The 17,530-nt window shown below is 48.6% G+C and carries 16 protein-coding genes; 4 read left to right on the top strand and 12 right to left on the bottom strand.

All coding sequences use genetic code 11. The features are described from left to right. The 7 genes from ACKLKD_RS23860 to citD all read right to left on the bottom strand — a co-directional run. Positions 1-183: oxaloacetate decarboxylase subunit gamma (locus ACKLKD_RS23860; protein WP_224325016.1), on the bottom strand; the 183-nt coding region annotated here is incomplete at its 3' end. Next, on the bottom strand, positions 180-1,070 hold the full coding sequence (citG, locus tag ACKLKD_RS23855; RefSeq protein WP_087805944.1) for a triphosphoribosyl-dephospho-CoA synthase CitG: 891 nt from the start codon (positions 1,068-1,070) through the stop codon (positions 180-182). The genes citG and ACKLKD_RS23860, both read right to left, overlap by 4 nt. Before the next feature lie 79 nt (positions 1,071-1,149). Beyond that, positions 1,150-2,199 (bottom strand): lactonase family protein, encoded by a 1,050-nt coding sequence (locus ACKLKD_RS23850; RefSeq protein ID WP_200548316.1) that lies wholly within the window; start codon positions 2,197-2,199, stop codon positions 1,150-1,152. Further along, a complete protein-coding gene (locus ACKLKD_RS23845) occupies positions 2,200-3,465 on the bottom strand; it encodes an SLC13 family permease (protein ID WP_025713330.1) in 1,266 nt (421 codons plus the stop codon). 90 nt (positions 3,466-3,555) lie between these two features. Beyond that, positions 3,556-5,109: a citrate lyase subunit alpha gene (gene citF / locus ACKLKD_RS23840; protein ID WP_087805946.1), complete on the bottom strand. Its 1,554-nt coding sequence runs from the start codon at positions 5,107-5,109 to the stop codon at positions 3,556-3,558. Positions 5,110-5,130: 21 nt separating this feature from the next. Further along, positions 5,131-6,060, bottom strand: coding sequence for an aldolase/citrate lyase family protein (locus tag ACKLKD_RS23835; protein ID WP_200548315.1), 930 nt, complete (start codon positions 6,058-6,060; stop codon positions 5,131-5,133). After that, positions 6,045-6,398: a citrate lyase acyl carrier protein gene (gene citD, locus ACKLKD_RS23830; protein WP_223862148.1), complete on the bottom strand. Its 354-nt coding sequence runs from the start codon at positions 6,396-6,398 to the stop codon at positions 6,045-6,047. The genes ACKLKD_RS23835 and citD overlap by 16 nt, the downstream gene beginning before the upstream one ends. 123 nt (positions 6,399-6,521) lie before the next feature. Between citD and ACKLKD_RS23825 the strand changes: the two genes are divergently transcribed. Both ACKLKD_RS23825 and citC read left to right on the top strand, forming a co-directional pair. Then, positions 6,522-7,382: a LysR family transcriptional regulator gene (locus tag ACKLKD_RS23825; protein ID WP_080898077.1), complete on the top strand. Its 861-nt coding sequence runs from the start codon at positions 6,522-6,524 to the stop codon at positions 7,380-7,382. A 4-nt stretch (positions 7,383-7,386) separates the two neighbouring features. Further along, positions 7,387-8,430, top strand: coding sequence for a [citrate (pro-3S)-lyase] ligase (citC, locus tag ACKLKD_RS23820; protein ID WP_025713333.1), 1,044 nt, complete (start codon positions 7,387-7,389; stop codon positions 8,428-8,430). Between the two features lie 9 nt (positions 8,431-8,439). Here the strand turns inward: citC and mtgA are convergent, their stop codons facing one another. The 4 genes from mtgA to uxuA form a co-directional block, all read right to left on the bottom strand. After that, positions 8,440-9,165 (bottom strand): monofunctional biosynthetic peptidoglycan transglycosylase, encoded by a 726-nt coding sequence (gene mtgA, locus ACKLKD_RS23815; protein ID WP_025713334.1) that lies wholly within the window; start codon positions 9,163-9,165, stop codon positions 8,440-8,442. Next, the gene (elbB, locus tag ACKLKD_RS23810) at positions 9,162-9,815 is read right to left on the bottom strand and encodes an isoprenoid biosynthesis glyoxalase ElbB (protein ID WP_025713335.1); all 654 of its coding nucleotides are present in this window, start codon (positions 9,813-9,815) and stop codon (positions 9,162-9,164) included. The genes mtgA and elbB overlap by 4 nt, the downstream gene beginning before the upstream one ends. A 233-nt stretch (positions 9,816-10,048) precedes the next feature. Then, positions 10,049-12,388 carry an aerobic respiration two-component sensor histidine kinase ArcB gene (gene arcB, locus ACKLKD_RS23805; RefSeq protein WP_025713336.1) on the bottom strand — a complete coding sequence of 780 codons (2,340 nt, stop codon included), beginning with the start codon at positions 12,386-12,388 and terminating at the stop codon, positions 10,049-10,051. A gap of 149 nt (positions 12,389-12,537) precedes the next feature. Further along, a complete protein-coding gene (uxuA, locus tag ACKLKD_RS23800) occupies positions 12,538-13,602 on the bottom strand; it encodes a mannonate dehydratase (protein WP_025713337.1) in 1,065 nt (354 codons plus the stop codon). Between the two features lie 297 nt (positions 13,603-13,899). On the opposite strand from uxuA, the gene ACKLKD_RS23795 reads away from it, so the two are divergent. Next, positions 13,900-14,916 carry a Zn-dependent oxidoreductase gene (locus ACKLKD_RS23795; protein ID WP_025713338.1) on the top strand — a complete coding sequence of 339 codons (1,017 nt, stop codon included), beginning with the start codon at positions 13,900-13,902 and terminating at the stop codon, positions 14,914-14,916. An 85-nt stretch (positions 14,917-15,001) separates the two neighbouring features. Then, positions 15,002-16,285: an MFS transporter gene (locus ACKLKD_RS23790; RefSeq protein ID WP_025713339.1), complete on the top strand. Its 1,284-nt coding sequence runs from the start codon at positions 15,002-15,004 to the stop codon at positions 16,283-16,285. Positions 16,286-16,330: 45 nt separating this feature from the next. Here the strand turns inward: ACKLKD_RS23790 and ACKLKD_RS23785 are convergent, their stop codons facing one another. Next, positions 16,331-17,266: a TIGR01212 family radical SAM protein gene (locus tag ACKLKD_RS23785; protein ID WP_025713340.1), complete on the bottom strand. Its 936-nt coding sequence runs from the start codon at positions 17,264-17,266 to the stop codon at positions 16,331-16,333. Between the last annotated feature and the right edge of the window lie 264 nt (positions 17,267-17,530).

Raw genomic sequence — 17,530 nt, 5'->3', positions numbered from 1 at the left:
CGCGGACGCGGCGGCGGCAGGTGTCGCCTTCGGTACCGGGACCGGTTCAGGGAAGAAGCGGTTGACGGCGGCGGACATGCCCTGAATGGCGAAAATCAGCAGGAACAGAAACGCCAGCACGAATCCCATGCCGAGGAACATCAGGGTGAAGCCTTCACCCAGCAGTACAGCATTGTCAGTCATTGACTCTCCTCTTCGTGAAAGTGTGAAAGAAACCAGGTCAACATCAGTAAATCAGCGCTGCCGCCGGGGCTGAGGTTGCGGGAAATACAGAGATCATCGAGCTGATAAATCCCCGGTAAGTCACTTGCTGAACGAACTCCGCCATTTTGTAATAAACCTTCAGCACAATCTTTAATCCACTGCAATGATGACAGCCCACCTCTTGAAACAATATTCGTGTCATTGTTATATGACATGATTAATAACAATGTATTTAGCAATGAATAATCTTGACTTAAACCAGACTTTATTTGCTGTCGGAAATAGGGCAGCGCAATATTGATCACTAACGGATAACCATTCTCGGCTTCGCCTCGCGCACCGGTAAGTCCATATTTAACAAACAATAACTGTCCAGCTGTCAAATTATAATGCTCAGAAAGTCCGTTCAGTTCACGGTTCACGATTCCCTGACAAATACTCGCCACCGTATGGCTTAGCGCCCGAGGCGTCAACGACTGATTCAACGCATAATGACGACCAATCGCGGCACAAAATAATCCCAGAGAGAACAGGGCTCCTTTATGTGTATTTACTCCAGATGTCGCCTTATACATTGCCTGCTCACATTTTTTCCCGGGAATATGCAACTCGCTTAAGATCAAACGCGTATCCTTTTTAGCAGTTGAAAACCCACATAAAATAAATTCCGGAACATAAACAGATATTGCTTTAGCGCTACGATGAAAATCCTGTAGATCCATATCACAATGAGCACCACTATTTCTTGAATCGACCAACCCCGGTTTAGGTGTTAGATTAACCTCCGTCTGCATAGCGCGTAGTACTAGTTGAGTGAAGTATTCGCACACGATATCTATGGACATATTTATTGTGGTGTGAGTCATTCAATACTCTCTGTAAAATCTGTGTAAATAACAACCAGCAAACAATTAAATTACTCAATTGTTATTTACACTCAAGGCGTTACTGCCAGGAAACAGCGCTTACCGGACTTTCCGTTTTAATCTGCATGTTTAGATGATGAAATTTTCCATTATCATCCAGATTAAAAAACTCAAGAGAATCGGTTAATTCATTCGCCACTAACAACAGACCATTCGGCAATAGATAAATAAACCTCGGCTGTTCTCCAAACGACCCCATTGTATCAATTAGTGTTAACCTTCCAGTGTTTGGGTCAACCAGCAGTGAGGAAATGCTGTTTTGCTTACGATTAGACACGATAACGAAACGCGATGTTTGATCCATAATAATACCGCTGGCCCATCCATCATCGGTGCAGGTATCCGGAAGCGTAGGAATGACCTGGAAAGGAGATAACACCCCTTGCGTCTCATCAAAAGAGTAGGCGGTAATAGTAAAATCTTTCTCATTAACGCAATAACAGTAGCGATTACTGGCATGAAATACGCAGTGCCTTGGTTCCGCCAGTTCACGACTACGTACCGTACATGTTTCTTCCAGCGTGCCATCGACTGAATTAATACGGAAAACAACTATCTGTCCAAAGCCATATTTTCGCCCCTGACATGGGACAACCAGGTAGTTACGAGATATATCCTGGAATACCTGATGAGGATGAGAAATTGCGCCGTCGGTCAGGCCCGGAATAGTATACAATTTATGTAAATTCCCGAGGCTACCATCAGAGTTTCGTGGAATTACGGAAATTGTTCCTGTCTGCAGGTTGGCGACAAAAACCCAGCGGTTAGTCTTGTCTATTGAAATATGGACAGGATTTTCACCAGCCGTAGACACGGTATTAATCCTGGTTAATCCTCCGTTAATTTTATTAATAGAAAATGCAGACACATCGCTCATATCACCATGAATGGTATAAAGAAATTCTTTTTTTTCATCCAGGCACAACCATGAGGGATTAACCAGCCCAGAGGTTAAATGCTTCAACACTCCTGGGGTAGTCGTATTGGTCTCAAATGCTTTAATTCCTTTACCTCTGGCACCTCGTTCTTTCGTCGTACGGCAGCCAACAAATAGTAATCCATTCATCATTTACACTCCTGTCACAAATAATTTAAAACCATTCACTCCAGCAAAAATCATCACTACGACTACAACGCCGAAAGACAGCAAGAAGAGTCTGGAAAATATCGATTGTAGAGCATTATCTGAAACCTTTGCTTCCTGCGCATAAGTTGCCAGAATAAGGCTACCGCCTGTTGAAAGAGGACTAATTCCGGCAACTGTCGCACCACCTACAATTGCCATCACCAGCTCAGGCAAACTAATTCCACCGCCAATATTATTCACAATTCCAGGAACCGTTGGTATTAGCGTAGGAAGAACGACACCATTCGCTGAACTGAACCATGACATTATCCCAGCTGTAAGACCAATAAGCGGAGAGGCTGTTTTATCATTCATTAGCGATGAAAGGAAGTGAGACAGCAAGTCTATTCCACCTAACAAGCTTGTTACACTCATTAAAACACTCACACCACAGATAAGAATAAGCACGTTCCATGGGATTAATTTCACTGCTGATTTTTCATCTACGGCCTCGCATAAAATAAGCAAGAGCGATAATGTAAATGCCACCAGCCCAACATCATAGCGTAACCCCACGACTACGACAATCAATGCAACTATAGCCACAATGCTTATTGTTTGTTTTTTATTAAATTTCGGAAGCTGTGGAATCGAATTAAGATTTCCCGCATTAAGTGCATAACCTTTAAATCCGACATACAACAACATTGCACATATAAAGTTAACGATACTGACGGCAATAAATACCGGTTGGGCTACACCATGATATCCAAGAGAATTAGTAATATCAGTAACAATAATACCGGACAATGCAATTGGCGATGTTGTGCCACCGACCGCGCCAAGAATCGCCATCGAACCTAATAATACAGGTGAGGCGTTCATTTGCACAGCTAATGACACGGCGAAAATGATCATCACTGACTGTACGGAGATTGCGCCAGGACCCGCAGCGGAGAGCCCCCATGATACCAGATAGATAATAATTGGAATAAGCCATGCTTGCTTTCCTACTGCCACAACCATTTTCCTGGAAAGCAGCTCCAGTGTCTGATTTTGCTGTAACAGACAGAAAAAAAACATAGTACCAAGTAATGTGATAAATAATTTTTCAGGAAAACACGCTAAAACTACAGACGCCTTCAATCCCCCAATCGTCGATAAAATCAGAACACAACCAAAAGCCACAAAACCAATATTCGTTTTCTTAAAAAAACCAAGAACTATAGCAAATATGAGAAAAAATAATGACAAAATTTGAATAGCCATATGATTACTCTTTTAGGAAACAGTGATAAATAAATCAAGCACACGAAAACAATTATCGCGATTGCTTCCTTGTGCTTGTTACTATTTTAATTATTTAATCGTTTTGATTTTTTTGACAACGTCAAGAATAGTACCATCCCGGACCTCAATTACTGCAACGACTTTTTCCTCCCATTGCAGATTATCCGGAACTCCGACAATCGAATAGGCTTTATCGCGCAAAGATTCAATTGAAATATGTTGGATCCCTGCATCATCCAACCAATCAATAATATCCTGGCGCAACGGATTCACCGCCGTGCCGTAATCCGTAACCAAAACATCAACACAATCACCCGGAGTTGTCACCGTCACTACTTCATCGCATACGGTTGCCATTCTTCCACGTGTTAATGGTGTAACAATAATGCAGCATTTGCTCCCGGCAGCAGTGTCCGGATGGCCACCTGGCGCGCCCCGCAGAATACCATCGGAACCAGTAATAACATTGACGTTAAAAGCTGTATCAATTTCTAGCGCGGAGAGCACGACATAATCAAGTTTATTAACGTATGCCCCTTTATTTGCCGGGTTCGCATATTCACTCAGATCAATTTCATGATGACCTGGATGCTGTGTTAAATGTTCAATCGCACCTGAATCAAAATCCTGTGTATCAAGAATATGTTTAACCAGACCTTTACTTTGCAACTCACAAATCGCACTGCTGGTTCCCCCCAGAGCAAAACTCATCGTAATACGGTTATCAACCATATATTTCTCAAGGAAACGGTTTACTGCAAGAGACGGTCCGCCGACACCAGTCTGGAATGAGAATCCATCTTTAAACCACGGCGTAGCGGAAATCACCTTAGCTACCTGTTCCGCCATCATCAATTCACGCGGGTTATCCGTCATCCGTGCTTCTTTCGTCGCGATTTTGCTTGCATCACCGATATTATCCACTACACATACGCAATCGACGTCAATAGCCGCAATAGAGGAGGGCATATTAGGAAAATCGACTAACGTATCGGTAATGATGACCGTGTGATCGGCATACTTTGCATCATGGATTGCAAATCCCATTGAGCCACAGTTATTTTTCCCCCCCGTTCCTTTTGCATTGCCGCAACAATCGGCAGTAGATGCAGCCAGAAAGGCGATATCAATATGAACCTCACCTGCTTCTACCGCGCGCGGACGTCCACCATGACTACGAATAACCGCCGGACTGGCCAGTTTTCCTGCAGAAATTACCTCGCCAATTCGCCCACGAACACCGGACGTTTGTACACCGATAATTTTTCCCTGTTCAATATAATCCGCAATAACATCCTGTGCATTGCCTAACGAAGTGGCTGCAACAGTAATATCTTTTAGTCCCATCTCTTCGATTAATACTCTGGCGACCATTGCCGCGACATAATCGCCTTCACGGAACTCAGTGTGAAAAGAAAATGTCATGCCATCATGCGCACCACAGCGTTCACAAGCTTCCCGGATGGTTGCGCAAATTTTATCTTCGACCGGTTTTACATGACGACGTGAAAAAGGTGAATCCTTTTTCACATATTTACCGTCCATATAATGTTTTCCTTGATAAACTTCCTTTCCTGCCAGAAGAAGTTCATCAGGTATATTTCGATTAACAGCGTTCTTCATAGACCATGATCCATTTAATAATTAAAGATTTCCGTGGTAGACGCCACAAGCTTTAGCGAGTGCAATAATACGCCGTGCATCCTCAAAGAAAGGAATATCAACCATTTTACCGTCCACGGTATATACACCAACACCAGCTTCAGTTTGTTCATCAAAGGAATAAATCAATTTTTCAGCATAAGCAATTTCTTTTACTGTTGGTGCAAATGTGTCATGTACGTATTTTATTTGCCGTGGATTAACGATACTTTTTCCATCGAAACCCATTTTTCTGTTTTGTCTGACCTCGGCTTCAAACCCTTCGATATCATCGATATGAGGATACATCGTATCAAAACACTGAACGCCAGCAGCACGAGCCGCAATCAGCATATTTCCGCGAGCAGCCAGCATCTCAATACCGCCTTCTTCAATACGAACATGCATATTTTTACGGAAATCGCCACCAGAAATAGCGCAACCAAAAATACGTTCTGAAGCTGTCACGATCTCCAGAGCGTTCAATATACCTTTCGGGCTTTCAAGAGCGGCCATTAATAATGTGCGCCCTTCTTCCTGAGCAAACTCTTTTTCCGCAGCAAGAACGTGTTCTTCAACCAGATGGACATCCTGCGCACTTTCACATTTCGCGATACGAATACCATCAGCGCCAGCCGCAACGACACAGCGAATATCTTCCTGCCAATGCGGCGTATCCAGACCATTGATTCTGACAATCACTTCAGTATCGCCATAGTCAATATTTTTCAATGCGTGATATAGTGAAAAGCGAGCGGCATCTTTTTGGTTTTCAGCCACTGCGTCTTCCAGATCTAAAATGATGCTATCGGCACCATAAATCCAAGCATCCTTTAGTAGCCCGGGTTTTTGAGCATTCATAAACATCATAGTGCGGCGCAGGCGGTTTTTTATAGGTCGTTGACGAGGAATCATTTTCAGATATTCTCCCATGGGATATTTTTGCGAGATGCATCACAACTACGATATACCGCACACTCAAGTCTGGCTTTTAATGTGCATTCCAGAGCACCTTTATCAATGACCGTCACCTTAGCTTTTGCCACCTCCAGGGTTGCGAGCGTTTTTAAAATCAGTTCTTTTATCTGTCTGCCATAGACGTTCATCACCACGCTATCGACATAGAGCTCGATTCCACTCTCATTTGGCTCAACCGTTATCATGGCATCACTGGATTCAAGCGTACCAGCAATCCCTTTATTATATATTTCCATCTTCAATCCTTTATTACACCGTTGTGTAACTAATTTAATAACATTATTTTTGACCATGTAAAATTCCAGTTGCGCGCGCCCAGACATTCCAAAATGGAATACCTTCCTGGATTTACTTCAGGAAGTAAAAGTCATATCCTAGTTAAAGTATAAAAGGTTTCTACATTACAAGGATAAGGTATGGATGAACGCGACTTTGAGCTTTTAATGACAATAGAAAAAACAAAAAATATTACACATGCTGCCGATTTGTTATATACATCACAATCAGCCATATCTAAAAGAATTAATGCAATAGAGCACGAATTAGGTATAACATTATTGTTACGTTCTCGTAACGGAGTTCATTTTACACCAGCTGGGGAATCCGTTCTGTACCATACAAAAAAGGTTACAGATGAACTAGCGTTGCTACGGCAAAGGATAAAAATAGATAAACACGGAGTTTCAGGCACGCTCCGAGCTGGAGTGTCGATTAATTATGCTTTATACCAACTACCTGAACTTCTGACCATTTTTCGCAATAAATTCCCTTACGTTGACACACATATCATTACAGAACATAGTCGAAAAATTTATCTCCAGTTATTAGACGGATACTTCGATCTTGCTATTATTCGTGGGGAGTTTCCATGGAAAGGCCATAAAAAACTCATTGATTGCGACAGAATCTATGCAATTTGTAGTAATAAAGATAAAAATAAACCACTAAATGAAATCTCTTTTATTGGTCGAAAAACTGATACCGTATTTGAACGTGAGTTATCTCAGTGGATGCGTGAAAACAATCATAATCCGGAGCGGCAAGGTATTTATGTTGACAACATTAGCACCTGTGTGGAACTTGTTGACAGAGGGCTTGGCTGGACTGTTGTTCCAGAAATCTGTTTGCGCCATTTCACCGGACATAGAATTCCTTTATCCTTTAAAAATGGAGCTCCTTTCGTTCGGTCTACCTGGTTAGTTTATACAGATGAAATAACCGCACTCCCCCAAGTAAGAGCTTTTATTGAAACAATTCCTACAACATACAGGAAATAGAAAAATGAATGGTTATAATGTAGCAACCGTCTTTAAACGTGATATTTTACATCAAAACAAAATCGATGTTTTACTTGAGCAGGAAGGTATTCGTCGCGATGACCATCTGGACTATCGATGTGCTATTTTTGATGAACACGACAATGCGATTGCAACAGGAAGTTGCTTTGGTAACACATTGCGCTGTATGGCAGTTAGTTCATCCCACCAAGGATTCGGATTATTGAATAAAATAGTTACGCATCTTATTGAGGTACAGCACCAAAGAAACAATGATCACATATTTTTATATACTAAACCTGAAAGTGCTAATTTCTTTCTGGATATCGGTTTTCATATTATCACTACGGTTAGTAGACAACTCGTCTTTATGGAAAACAAATTAGACGGGTTCAGGAATTATCTCAAAAAATTACAAAAAGAGACGATCTGGCCACAATCAGCTGCAATAATAATGAATGCAAATCCTTTCACCTTGGGTCATTTACATCTCATAGAAACTGCCGCTAAAGAAAATGACAGATTGCACTTATTCATCGTAAGCGAGGATGTTAGCCTGTTTCCTTATGAAATTCGACGAAAATTAATCATTGATAGCACTGAGCATTTAATGAATATATCATACCATACGTGTGGAGATTATATGATTAGTAACGCAACATTCCCTGGGTATTTTATGCACAGTAAAAAAGATATTCTCACTGCTCAAGCAATAGTAGACGTCAACATCTTTAAAGATATAGCCCGGACATTGAATATTACTCGCCGCTATGTTGGTGAAGAACCCAATAGTACAGTAACTAAAATATATAATGATGTTATGTCCACAATGCTACCTGCGGCTGGAATCGAGTGCATTATTATTGACAGAAAAATGCATGATGGCATCGTGATTAGTGCTTCAAGAGTACGCCAGGCAATTCATGATGGTAAATTTGGCCTTCTCTCCGACTGGTTGCCTTCAACAACACTCTCATTCCTTAAATCGCCATCAGCAACATCTATAATAGAAAAGATCCAGAGGAGTTCAAATGTCGTTCACTACTAACATCAAGAATTACCTTAACTGATGGTTACGCATAAACCCTTCCCCACCCAGCTGTCGCATCTGGCGCAAGATCCAGGCCTGGCGGCTGCGCACATAGCCCGAGGGCGCGTCGGCGCGATAGCGGATCGGGTTTGGCAGCACCGCGGCCAGCAGCGCCGCTTCACCCGGCGTCAGCTGGCTGGCAGGCTTATGAAAATAGCGCTGGGCGGCCGCTTCCACACCAAATACCCCGTCGCCGAACTCGGCAATATTCAGATAGACAGTCAGGATCCGCTTTTTACTCCAGACGGTTTCTATTCCGACAGTCAGCCCGGCCTCCAGCCCTTTACGTAGCCAGCTGCGGCCATCCCATAAAAACAGGTTTTTCGCCGTCTGCTGTGACAGCGTGGACGCGCCGCGGATCCGGTTCTCATTGCGCTCATTGTGCGCCAGCGCTTTTTCTATCGCCGATACGTCGAACCCCCAGTGTTCCGGGAACTTCTGATCTTCGGCGGCAATCACCGCCAGCCCCATCCACGGAGAGATCTCATCCATACCGACCCAGTCAGAGTGCGCCAGGTAGTGGAAATCTCCGGACAGCCAGGCGCTCACCTGCCGCTCAAACATCACCGCCGAAAACGGTACCGGCAGCACGCTAAACAGCGCAATACCCCCGCCCCAGAAAACAGCGGCGATCAACAGCAAACGCAGCGCCAGACGTTTTAACAGCGCGAGGGGCGCAACGCGGAGCCTCATGCGCTCAGCGCCAGCACGCGGGCCACCAGCTTCTCAATTCCGCTGGCGGCTTGCGCAATGTCCTCCGCCAGCATATACGCCGGGGTGGTGACCACCTTATTCTCTTCATCCACCACGATGTCGTCGACCGGGCAAGGGACGTGCTCCGCCCCCATCTCTTCCACCACATCGGCGGTATCAAGATCGGTCCCAATGGTCATCCGCAGCGGAAACGCGAAGATTTTCGGCAACATCGCCGGGGCAATACACATAAAGCCCAGCGGCTTGCCGGCCTGATGCATCGCCAGCGCCAGGGCCCGCAGGTCGTGGTCCACCTGGCATTCGCTCCCTTCAGCGGCGAAGCTGCTTAAATTTTTCGCCGCACCGAAGCCGCCGGGAACGATTAGCGCATCCAGCGTCTCCTCGCGCGCCTGGGCCAGCGGCAGGATATCGCCACGGGCGATACGCGCCGCTTCCACCAGCACGTTGCGCTGCTCCGTCATCGCCTCCCCGGTCAGATGGTTGATGACGTCGCGCTGCGGTTTATCGGGCGCAAAGCACACCGCCTGCGCGCCGTGGCGCGCGATCGCCAGCAGGGTAATCACCGCCTCATGGATTTCACTGCCGTCGTACACGCCGCAGCCGCTCAGTACCACACCAATTTTTTTCATCGCTTTCGCTCCTCCATGCAACTTGCTGAAACCAGTCAAAAATGTCGATTTACTCGCTATGCTTCACATATTTTACTGATTCATGTAACAAATTAGTTAAGCTTTGCTATCTTAATCAGCGAGCAATCCACTTCTCCGGTTGCGCCACGTAACAACATCACTCAAACAACACTGGCTCAACCACCAGTTCCCTGGTGTTGGCGCAGTATTCGCGCACCCCGGTCTGTCCGGGGTCATTTTTTTCCGGTCTTCGCCACCCACGCTTTCAGTACCGCGACGTCGTTTTGCCACTCGGATTTCATCTCTTCAACCCATTCAGCGACATTATCAGACCAGGCTGGCAGATCCGGAGTCTGGATCTGCTGGCCCAGCTGCTGGATGTGGCGCAGGCCGATAGAACCTGCCGCGCCCTTGATTTTATGGCCCTCTTCGACGATCCCTTTTTGGTCACGGGCGGTCAGATTAGACTCCAGAACCGACATATAACCCGGCATCATCTTCTCGAACACCGCAAGACCATCGTTGATAAGCTTCGGCCCTACCAGCTCGATGTATTGCTCCAGCATATCGGTATCCAGCACCGCATCGGCTTTATGCAGATCGGCCGCCGGCGCGTCCTGCGTCTCCTCATCCGGCGCATCCCAGAATTTTTTGATCATGGCCGTCAGCGCCGGCACCGATAGTGGCTTGCTCAGCACATCGTCCATGCCGGCATCAAGATACTCTTTCTTATTCTTCAGCACGTTGGCGGTCAGGGCCACCAGCGGCGGTAGCTCATCAGCGGCAAAGCGCTGTTTCAGTTCGCGGGAAATATCCAGTCCGGTCATGTCCGGCAGCTGAATATCTAACAGCACGAGGTCATATTCGCCGGGCTCAAACATCTCCAGCGCGGCTTTCCCGGTCATCGCCACATCAACGCTGTTGCCCAGTTTTTCCAGCACCGAACGGGCCACAATGACGTTGAGCTCGATGTCTTCCACCAGCAGCACGTTAAGCGCCGGTAATGGCATGTCGTCTTCCGCCAACGTATCTTCCACTTCTTCCGCAATGGCAGGCGCGTGGACGGTGAGCGTAAAGGTCGCCCCCTTGCCCGGCTGGCTGGTAACGCTGATATCGCCACCCATATTACGCGCCAGGCGACGCGAGACGGCGAGGCCAATCCCGGTCCCGGTGGCCGGTTTGCCGCCGTGGCTGTCTTTAACCTGGTAATACATGGCGAATATTTTGTCCTGTTCCGCTTCAGGAATACCAATCCCGGAGTCTTCCACTTCAAAGTGCAGGATATCGCCTTCGTCATAGCGCACGCGGACGTTCACCCCGCCGCCCTGGGGGGTAAACTTCACGGCGTTGCTGATAAGGTTCCACAGGATCTGCCGCAAGCGGGTGCCGTCGGTGATCACCTTATGCGGAAGCGGCAGGCTCGGCTCCAGCACAAAGCGCAGCCCTTTCTGCTGGGCCTGCAGGCCCGAGAGGTTTTCAAGGTCGGCAAGGAAACTGGTGAAGTCCACCGGCTGGTTATCGAGCTGCACCTTGCGGCGCTCCATTTTGTCCATGTCAATAATATCATTAAAGATATTCCCCAGCGTCACCGCCGAGACATGGATGGTCTTGAGGTATTTTTCCTGCTCGCTGGTCAGTTCGGTATCCAGCAAAATTCGGCTCAGCCCGACGATCCCGTTCAGCGGAGTACGCAGCTCATGGCTGATGGTGGAGATGAAGGTGGTTTTATCCCGGCTGGCGCGCTCAAGGGCGTCCTGATAGCGTTTACGTTCGGTGATATCGCGGCCGAAGCCCATCAGGCCGCGACGCTTGCCAACGCGATCGTAATAGGGAACCTTGCGGATTTCGAAGCACGCTTTGCGGCCATCGGGATAGTCTAGCCACTGCTCATAAGTTAGCGACACATTGTGACGGAACACCTTCTCGTCGGTTTCCAGAACCTTTTCCGCCGCCTCTTCGCTATAGACGTCCTGCGGTTTGAGATGGATAAGCTGTTTCTCGCTTTTACCGGTCAACAGCTCCATCGCCCGGTTACAGCCTGAAAACTCCTTATCCTCATTGCGATAGAAGACCAGATCCGGAGAGGCATCGAGAAAAGAGCGCAGGAAGGAAGACTGCTGCTCGAGCTGGATCTGCGTCTCCTCACGTTCTTTCATCTCGATCTTCAACTGCTCAAGGGTGGTCTCACGCTCGGCTTCCGCCTTTTCACGTTCACCAATCTCCTGATTTAACTGTGCGATATTGTCTTTCAACTGCACGTTCAGCTTCAGATCGCGCTCGCGCATCTCCTCCAGCTTCTCCACCAGCCGTGAGAGACGCTGACGGGACTCTTCAAGCTGTTCCACCACCACCGAGAGAAAATAGACCGCCCATGGGGTAATCAGCAGGCCAAAGAAGATAGAGCGGATAACGTCGATGCTTTCCACCTGGCCATGCAGAACCATGGTAACCGCCATCTGCACCACGATAGCCAACACGACCAGCGCAAGAGCCAACAGCATCGAAAAGCGGACCAGACCCAGCTTCATCATCAGGTCGACATAATACTGCGCCAGCATACGAATTTGCTTCATAGGGGATTCCTTCACGACAACTTCGCACAATAATACTCAATTCTGAGCAATGCGCTGTAAGTTGTGCAAAAAATGCGGGAAGGACACGGTGCGACGGCTGGCCGCAGAGGCGAACCAGCCGCAAAAAAAGAGGGGGATCAGGAGAGGGATTAACGCTTGCTTAATGCCTCCCAGAGTCCTTTCAGGTAGGTCACGCCGAGGGCGCGATCGTATAAGCCATAGCCCGGCCGTCCGGTCTCACCCCAGATAAAACGGCCATGATCCGGGCGAATATAGCCGTCGAACCCATTGTCATACAGCGCTTGCATCACTTTATACATATCCAGAGAACCGTATTCTGACGGATGGGCGCACTCGTAAAAATCTTTATCCCGTATCAGCTTAATATTACGGACGTGGGCAAAATGAATTCGCTTGCGCCGGGTAAATTCGGCCAGGATAGCGTACACGTCGTTATCCGGATCTTCGGCGATCGAGCCGGTGCAGAGCGTAATGCCGTTGGCGGGCGAATCGACGGCCCGGCAGAGCCAGTCCAGATCGTCGCGGTTTTTTACCACCCGCGGCAAGCCAAAAATCGAGTACGGCGGATCGTCCGGGTGGATCGCCATTTTCACCCCGACCTCTTCGCAAACCGGGATCACCGCCCGCAGAAAATAGACCAGGTTCTCCCGCAGCTTTTCGTCATCTACCGCGCTATATTTGGCAAACAAGGTCTGCACCTCCGCCAGCCTTTCCGGCTCCCAGCCCGGCAACGCGAAGCCGTTTGAGTTTTCCAGCACCTCCTTCACCACGTCTTCCAGCCGCTTATCGATATCTTTCTTCTCGAAAGCCATCGTCAATGAGCCATCCGGTAGAACGTAGTTCATATCCGTCTTCATCCAGTCGAAAACCGGCATGAAGTTATAACAGATGACCTTGACGCCAAAGCGGGCAAGATTGCGGATGGTCTGCTGGTAATTGGCAATATAGCGGTCACGGGAAGGAAGGCCGATTTTGATGTCATCATGAATGTTAACGCTCTCTATCACCTCCATTTTCAGGCCTGCGGCATGGGCCTGACCGACCAGACGTTCAATTTTATCCACCGGCCATACCTCACCCACAGCGACGTCATAGAGCGCACCGACCACCCCCTCGACACCGGGCACCTGGCGAATATGTTCTAATGAAACCTTATCTTCCTCTGGCCCAAACCAGCGCATTGTCATCTGCATCGTTATCACCTGCGTTAAAATTTGCGTTTATACCCTACTACCATACCAGTAATCATAATCGAATGCGCCTTAACTGTCGTGATAGCGATCACATTCCTGCTGACCGGCTTATCTAACTGGCAATACGTGACATATTCATAATTTTTTTCAATTTATTTCAATAGATTAATCATGCTATGGCTTTTTCGGACGAGCTTTCTCAAATGTGATCCAGGCCTGATTATGATCTATTGCATACTTGTATGGTAATAAAAGCAGCGAAATTCGTTCAGAAAACAGACAATGGAAGGAATCAAAATGAGAAGCGTCGTCGTCAAAGAGCCAGGCCAACTGAACATTGAATCACGTCCGGTTCCGGTTCCGGCAGCCCATGAAGTACGGGTGAAAATTGCTTTTGCCGGGATCTGTGGTTCCGATGTACACATCTATCACGGCCACAACCCTTTCGCGAAGTATCCCCGCGTCATCGGCCATGAATTCTTTGGCATTATCGACGCCGTGGGCGAGCAGGTTTCCCCGACGCGTATCGGCGAGCGTGTCGCAGTAGACCCCGTTGTCAGTTGCGGCCATTGTTATCCTTGCTCGGTAGGCAGGCCGAATGTCTGTACCCAGCTCCAGGTCATTGGGGTTCACCGCGACGGAGGATTTAGCGACTACGCCTGCGTGCCGGCGAAAAATGCCTGGCACATCCCCGAGGCTATCACCGATCGTCAGGCAACGATGGTTGAGCCTTTTACCATCGCGGCAAATATTACCGCCCAGCTGCAACCCACGGCGCAGGATATTGCCCTGGTTTACGGCGCTGGCCCTATGGGTCTGACGATCATCCAGGCGCTGAAGGGGGTGTATGGCGTTAAGCAGGTCATCGTCGTGGATCGCATTGCCGAACGTCTGCAGATGGCCCGGGAAAACGGCGCCGATCTGACGCTCGATAACACCGACCAGCCGCTCGCTGAACAGCTGGCGCAGCGGCAGCTGGCTCCGACGCTGGTCATTGATGCCGCTTGTCACCCGGCGATCCTCCAGGAGGCCATTCTTCTCGCCTCCCCCGCCGCCCGCATCGGTATACTCGGCTTCTCCGGCGAAGCCTCTACTCTCACCCAGCAAAGTATCACCAGTAAAGAAATTTCCATTTTCTCTTCCCGCCTGAACAGCGGACGCTTTCCGCTGGTAATTGACTGGATGGAGAAAGGGCTTATCCATCCTGATGCATTAATCACCCATTGTATGCCGCTGGAACAGGTGAAAGAGGCCATGGAGATATTTGCCAACGATCGTAAAACCTGTTGCAAGGTGCTGCTGCAGCTAGGCTAAACCCTCATCATTTTAAATAACGGCCAACGGATACCTTTTTATCCGTTGCGCCTGAAATAAATAATATACTGAGCATGGTGTTATCATGGGAAAAAATATTCGCTGGATTATCGTCCTGTTATTATTTTTAGTATATATGATAAATTATCTGGACCGGGTGGCATTATCCATTACGGTACCGATGATTGAAAAAGATCTCGCGCTTAACGCTGAGCAGTTTGGCATGATTTTCGGTAGCTTTTTCTTCGGTTACGCGGTCTTTAATTTTATTGGCGGTCTGGCCGTGGATAAATTCGGCGCAACGCTGGTGATGGGTCTGGCGGTCGGTCTGTGGTCGCTATTTTGCGGCTTAACCGCGGTTGCCACCGGTTTTTATTCCATGCTGGTGCTGCGGGTGCTTTTCGGGATGGCGGAAGGCCCGATTTGCGCGTCGGCGAACAAAATGATCAACGGCTGGTTTCCTAAAAAGCAAGCGGCTACCGCCGTCGGCTTCCTCAGCGCTGGCTCTCCGCTGGGCGGCGCAGTCGCTGGCCCCATCGTGGGTTACCTGGCTCTGGCATTCGGCTGGCGTCCCGCGTTTATGATTATTTTCGCTATCGGTATTGTCTGGATGATAGCGTGGTTTTTTATTGCCGCTAATTCGCCCGAAAAGCATAAAAAAGTCAGCCAGGAAGAACTTAAGCTGATTAATAAAATGAAGGAAGAAGAAGTCGCGCTGGAAACAACAGAAAATCAAACGGCTCACTCGCTGGGTTATTATCTGAAACAACCTATTATTCTGGTGACAGCCTTTGCCTTCTTCTGCTACAACTATATTCTGTTTTTCTTTCTCAGCTGGTTCCCGTCCTATCTGGTACAACAGCACCATCTGGATATTAAACAGATGAGCCTTACCACCATGATCCCATGGATAGTCGGCTTTGTCGGTCTGGCGCTTGGAGGCTATATCTCCGATAAAATTTTTAAAATTACCGGCCGCCTGCTGCTGTCGCGCAAAATTGTACTGGTGGTATGTCTGCTAATGGCCGCTATCTGCGTCGGGCTCGCGGGTACCGTCAGCAGCGTCGTTCCTGCCGTTCTGCTCATGTCGGTCTCCATCTTTTTCCTCTATGTGACCGGGGCGATCTACTGGGCGATTATCCAGGACGTGGTGCATAAATCCCGCGTCGGCGGTGCCAGCGGCTTTATCCACCTTATCGGCAGTATCTCGGGTATTGTGGGGCCGATTGTCACTGGCTATATCGTGCAGTCTACCGGTAAATTCGACAGCGCCTTTGTCCTCGCCGGCACTATCGCCGCGCTCGGCGCCCTGCTGGTGCTGTTCGTGATCAAAACTCCGCGAGTGACGATGAAAGCCAGCCAGGCATAATGGCAGGAGAGCGATGTCCGGCATTGTCCCGGACATCGCGTGCTCCTACTTCTCAACCAGGGGAGCGACCCAGCTGCGGCCCAGCGCCGAGCCCTGAGCGCCCTGCTCATTCAGATAACGATCCAGTTCGACCATTCCGGTCCAGCGATTTTCGCACCACAGCGGCGCCAGCAGCGTGGGACGGCGGGCGCTGGCCGAAATACGGTGGTAGATCACCTCCGGCGGCGTATGGCGGATCATCTCCCCGGCGGTCACGGTATACGCCTCCAGTTCGATGCCATCGAGGCGCCCGGCTTGCCAGGCTTTGGCCATAATGCTGCCTTTAACAATGTGCAGCGGGTGCAGCTTGATACCATCCACCCCGGTCGCCACCACCTGCTCCAGGGTCTGCAGACAGTGCTCCTGGGTTTCCCCGGGCAGACCGACGATCAGATGCGTGCAGACTTTCAGCCCTCGCTCTCGCGCCAGGCGCGCGGTACGCTGGTAACAGGCGAAATCATGTCCACGGTTAATGCGATGCAGGGTTTTATCATGGGCAGTTTGCAGCCCCAGCTCCAGCCACACCTCATACCCCTGCTGATGGTATTCACTTAGCAGGTCAAGGACTGCCTCCGGCACGCAGTCCGGACGAGTGCCGACGCAGAGGCCAACGATATTTGCGGCACTGACGGCCTGACGATACATTGAGCGGAGCACCTGCACTTCAGCGAAGGTGTTGGTGTAGGCCTGAAAATAGGCCAGATAGCGCTTCGCCCGGTTGACGAGCTGCGCCTGATGAGCAAGTTGCTCGGCGATGGAACGATGCTGCTGCGCCTCATCGGCAAAGGAAGCCACATTACAGAAAGTGCAGCCGCCACGGCCCAGCGTTCCGTCGCGATTTGGGCAGCTAAAACCGCCGTGCAGCGTCAGCTTATGGACCTTTTCGCCGTAGCGGCGCGTAAGATCCCCACCAAACATATTGACTAATTTCTGTAACTGCATAATCTGATAGACCGGCCTCAACAAAGGGGGCCAAGCCTGCCATTTTTCGTCACCGACGGCGATGACCTGGATCAATCGTCAACGCGGCGGCCAATCCTATTGCATAAACAATCATGATTACTGCAATTTCATTCACCAGTGAGGTGATGAGTTTTGCTTATATTTAGCGTGCTGGTAGCCCTAATCTTCTACATGATAAAAAACAGTATTAATATCTACCAGATAAAATGTATGCAGCTAAATATACTAACAGTAGGTTATATT

Origin of the sequence: Klebsiella sp. 10982 (assembly GCF_048589245.1) — a bacterium.
Lineage (GTDB): Bacteria > Pseudomonadota > Gammaproteobacteria > Enterobacterales > Enterobacteriaceae > Klebsiella > Klebsiella quasivariicola.
This window is presented reverse-complemented; position numbering and strand designations above follow the sequence as displayed.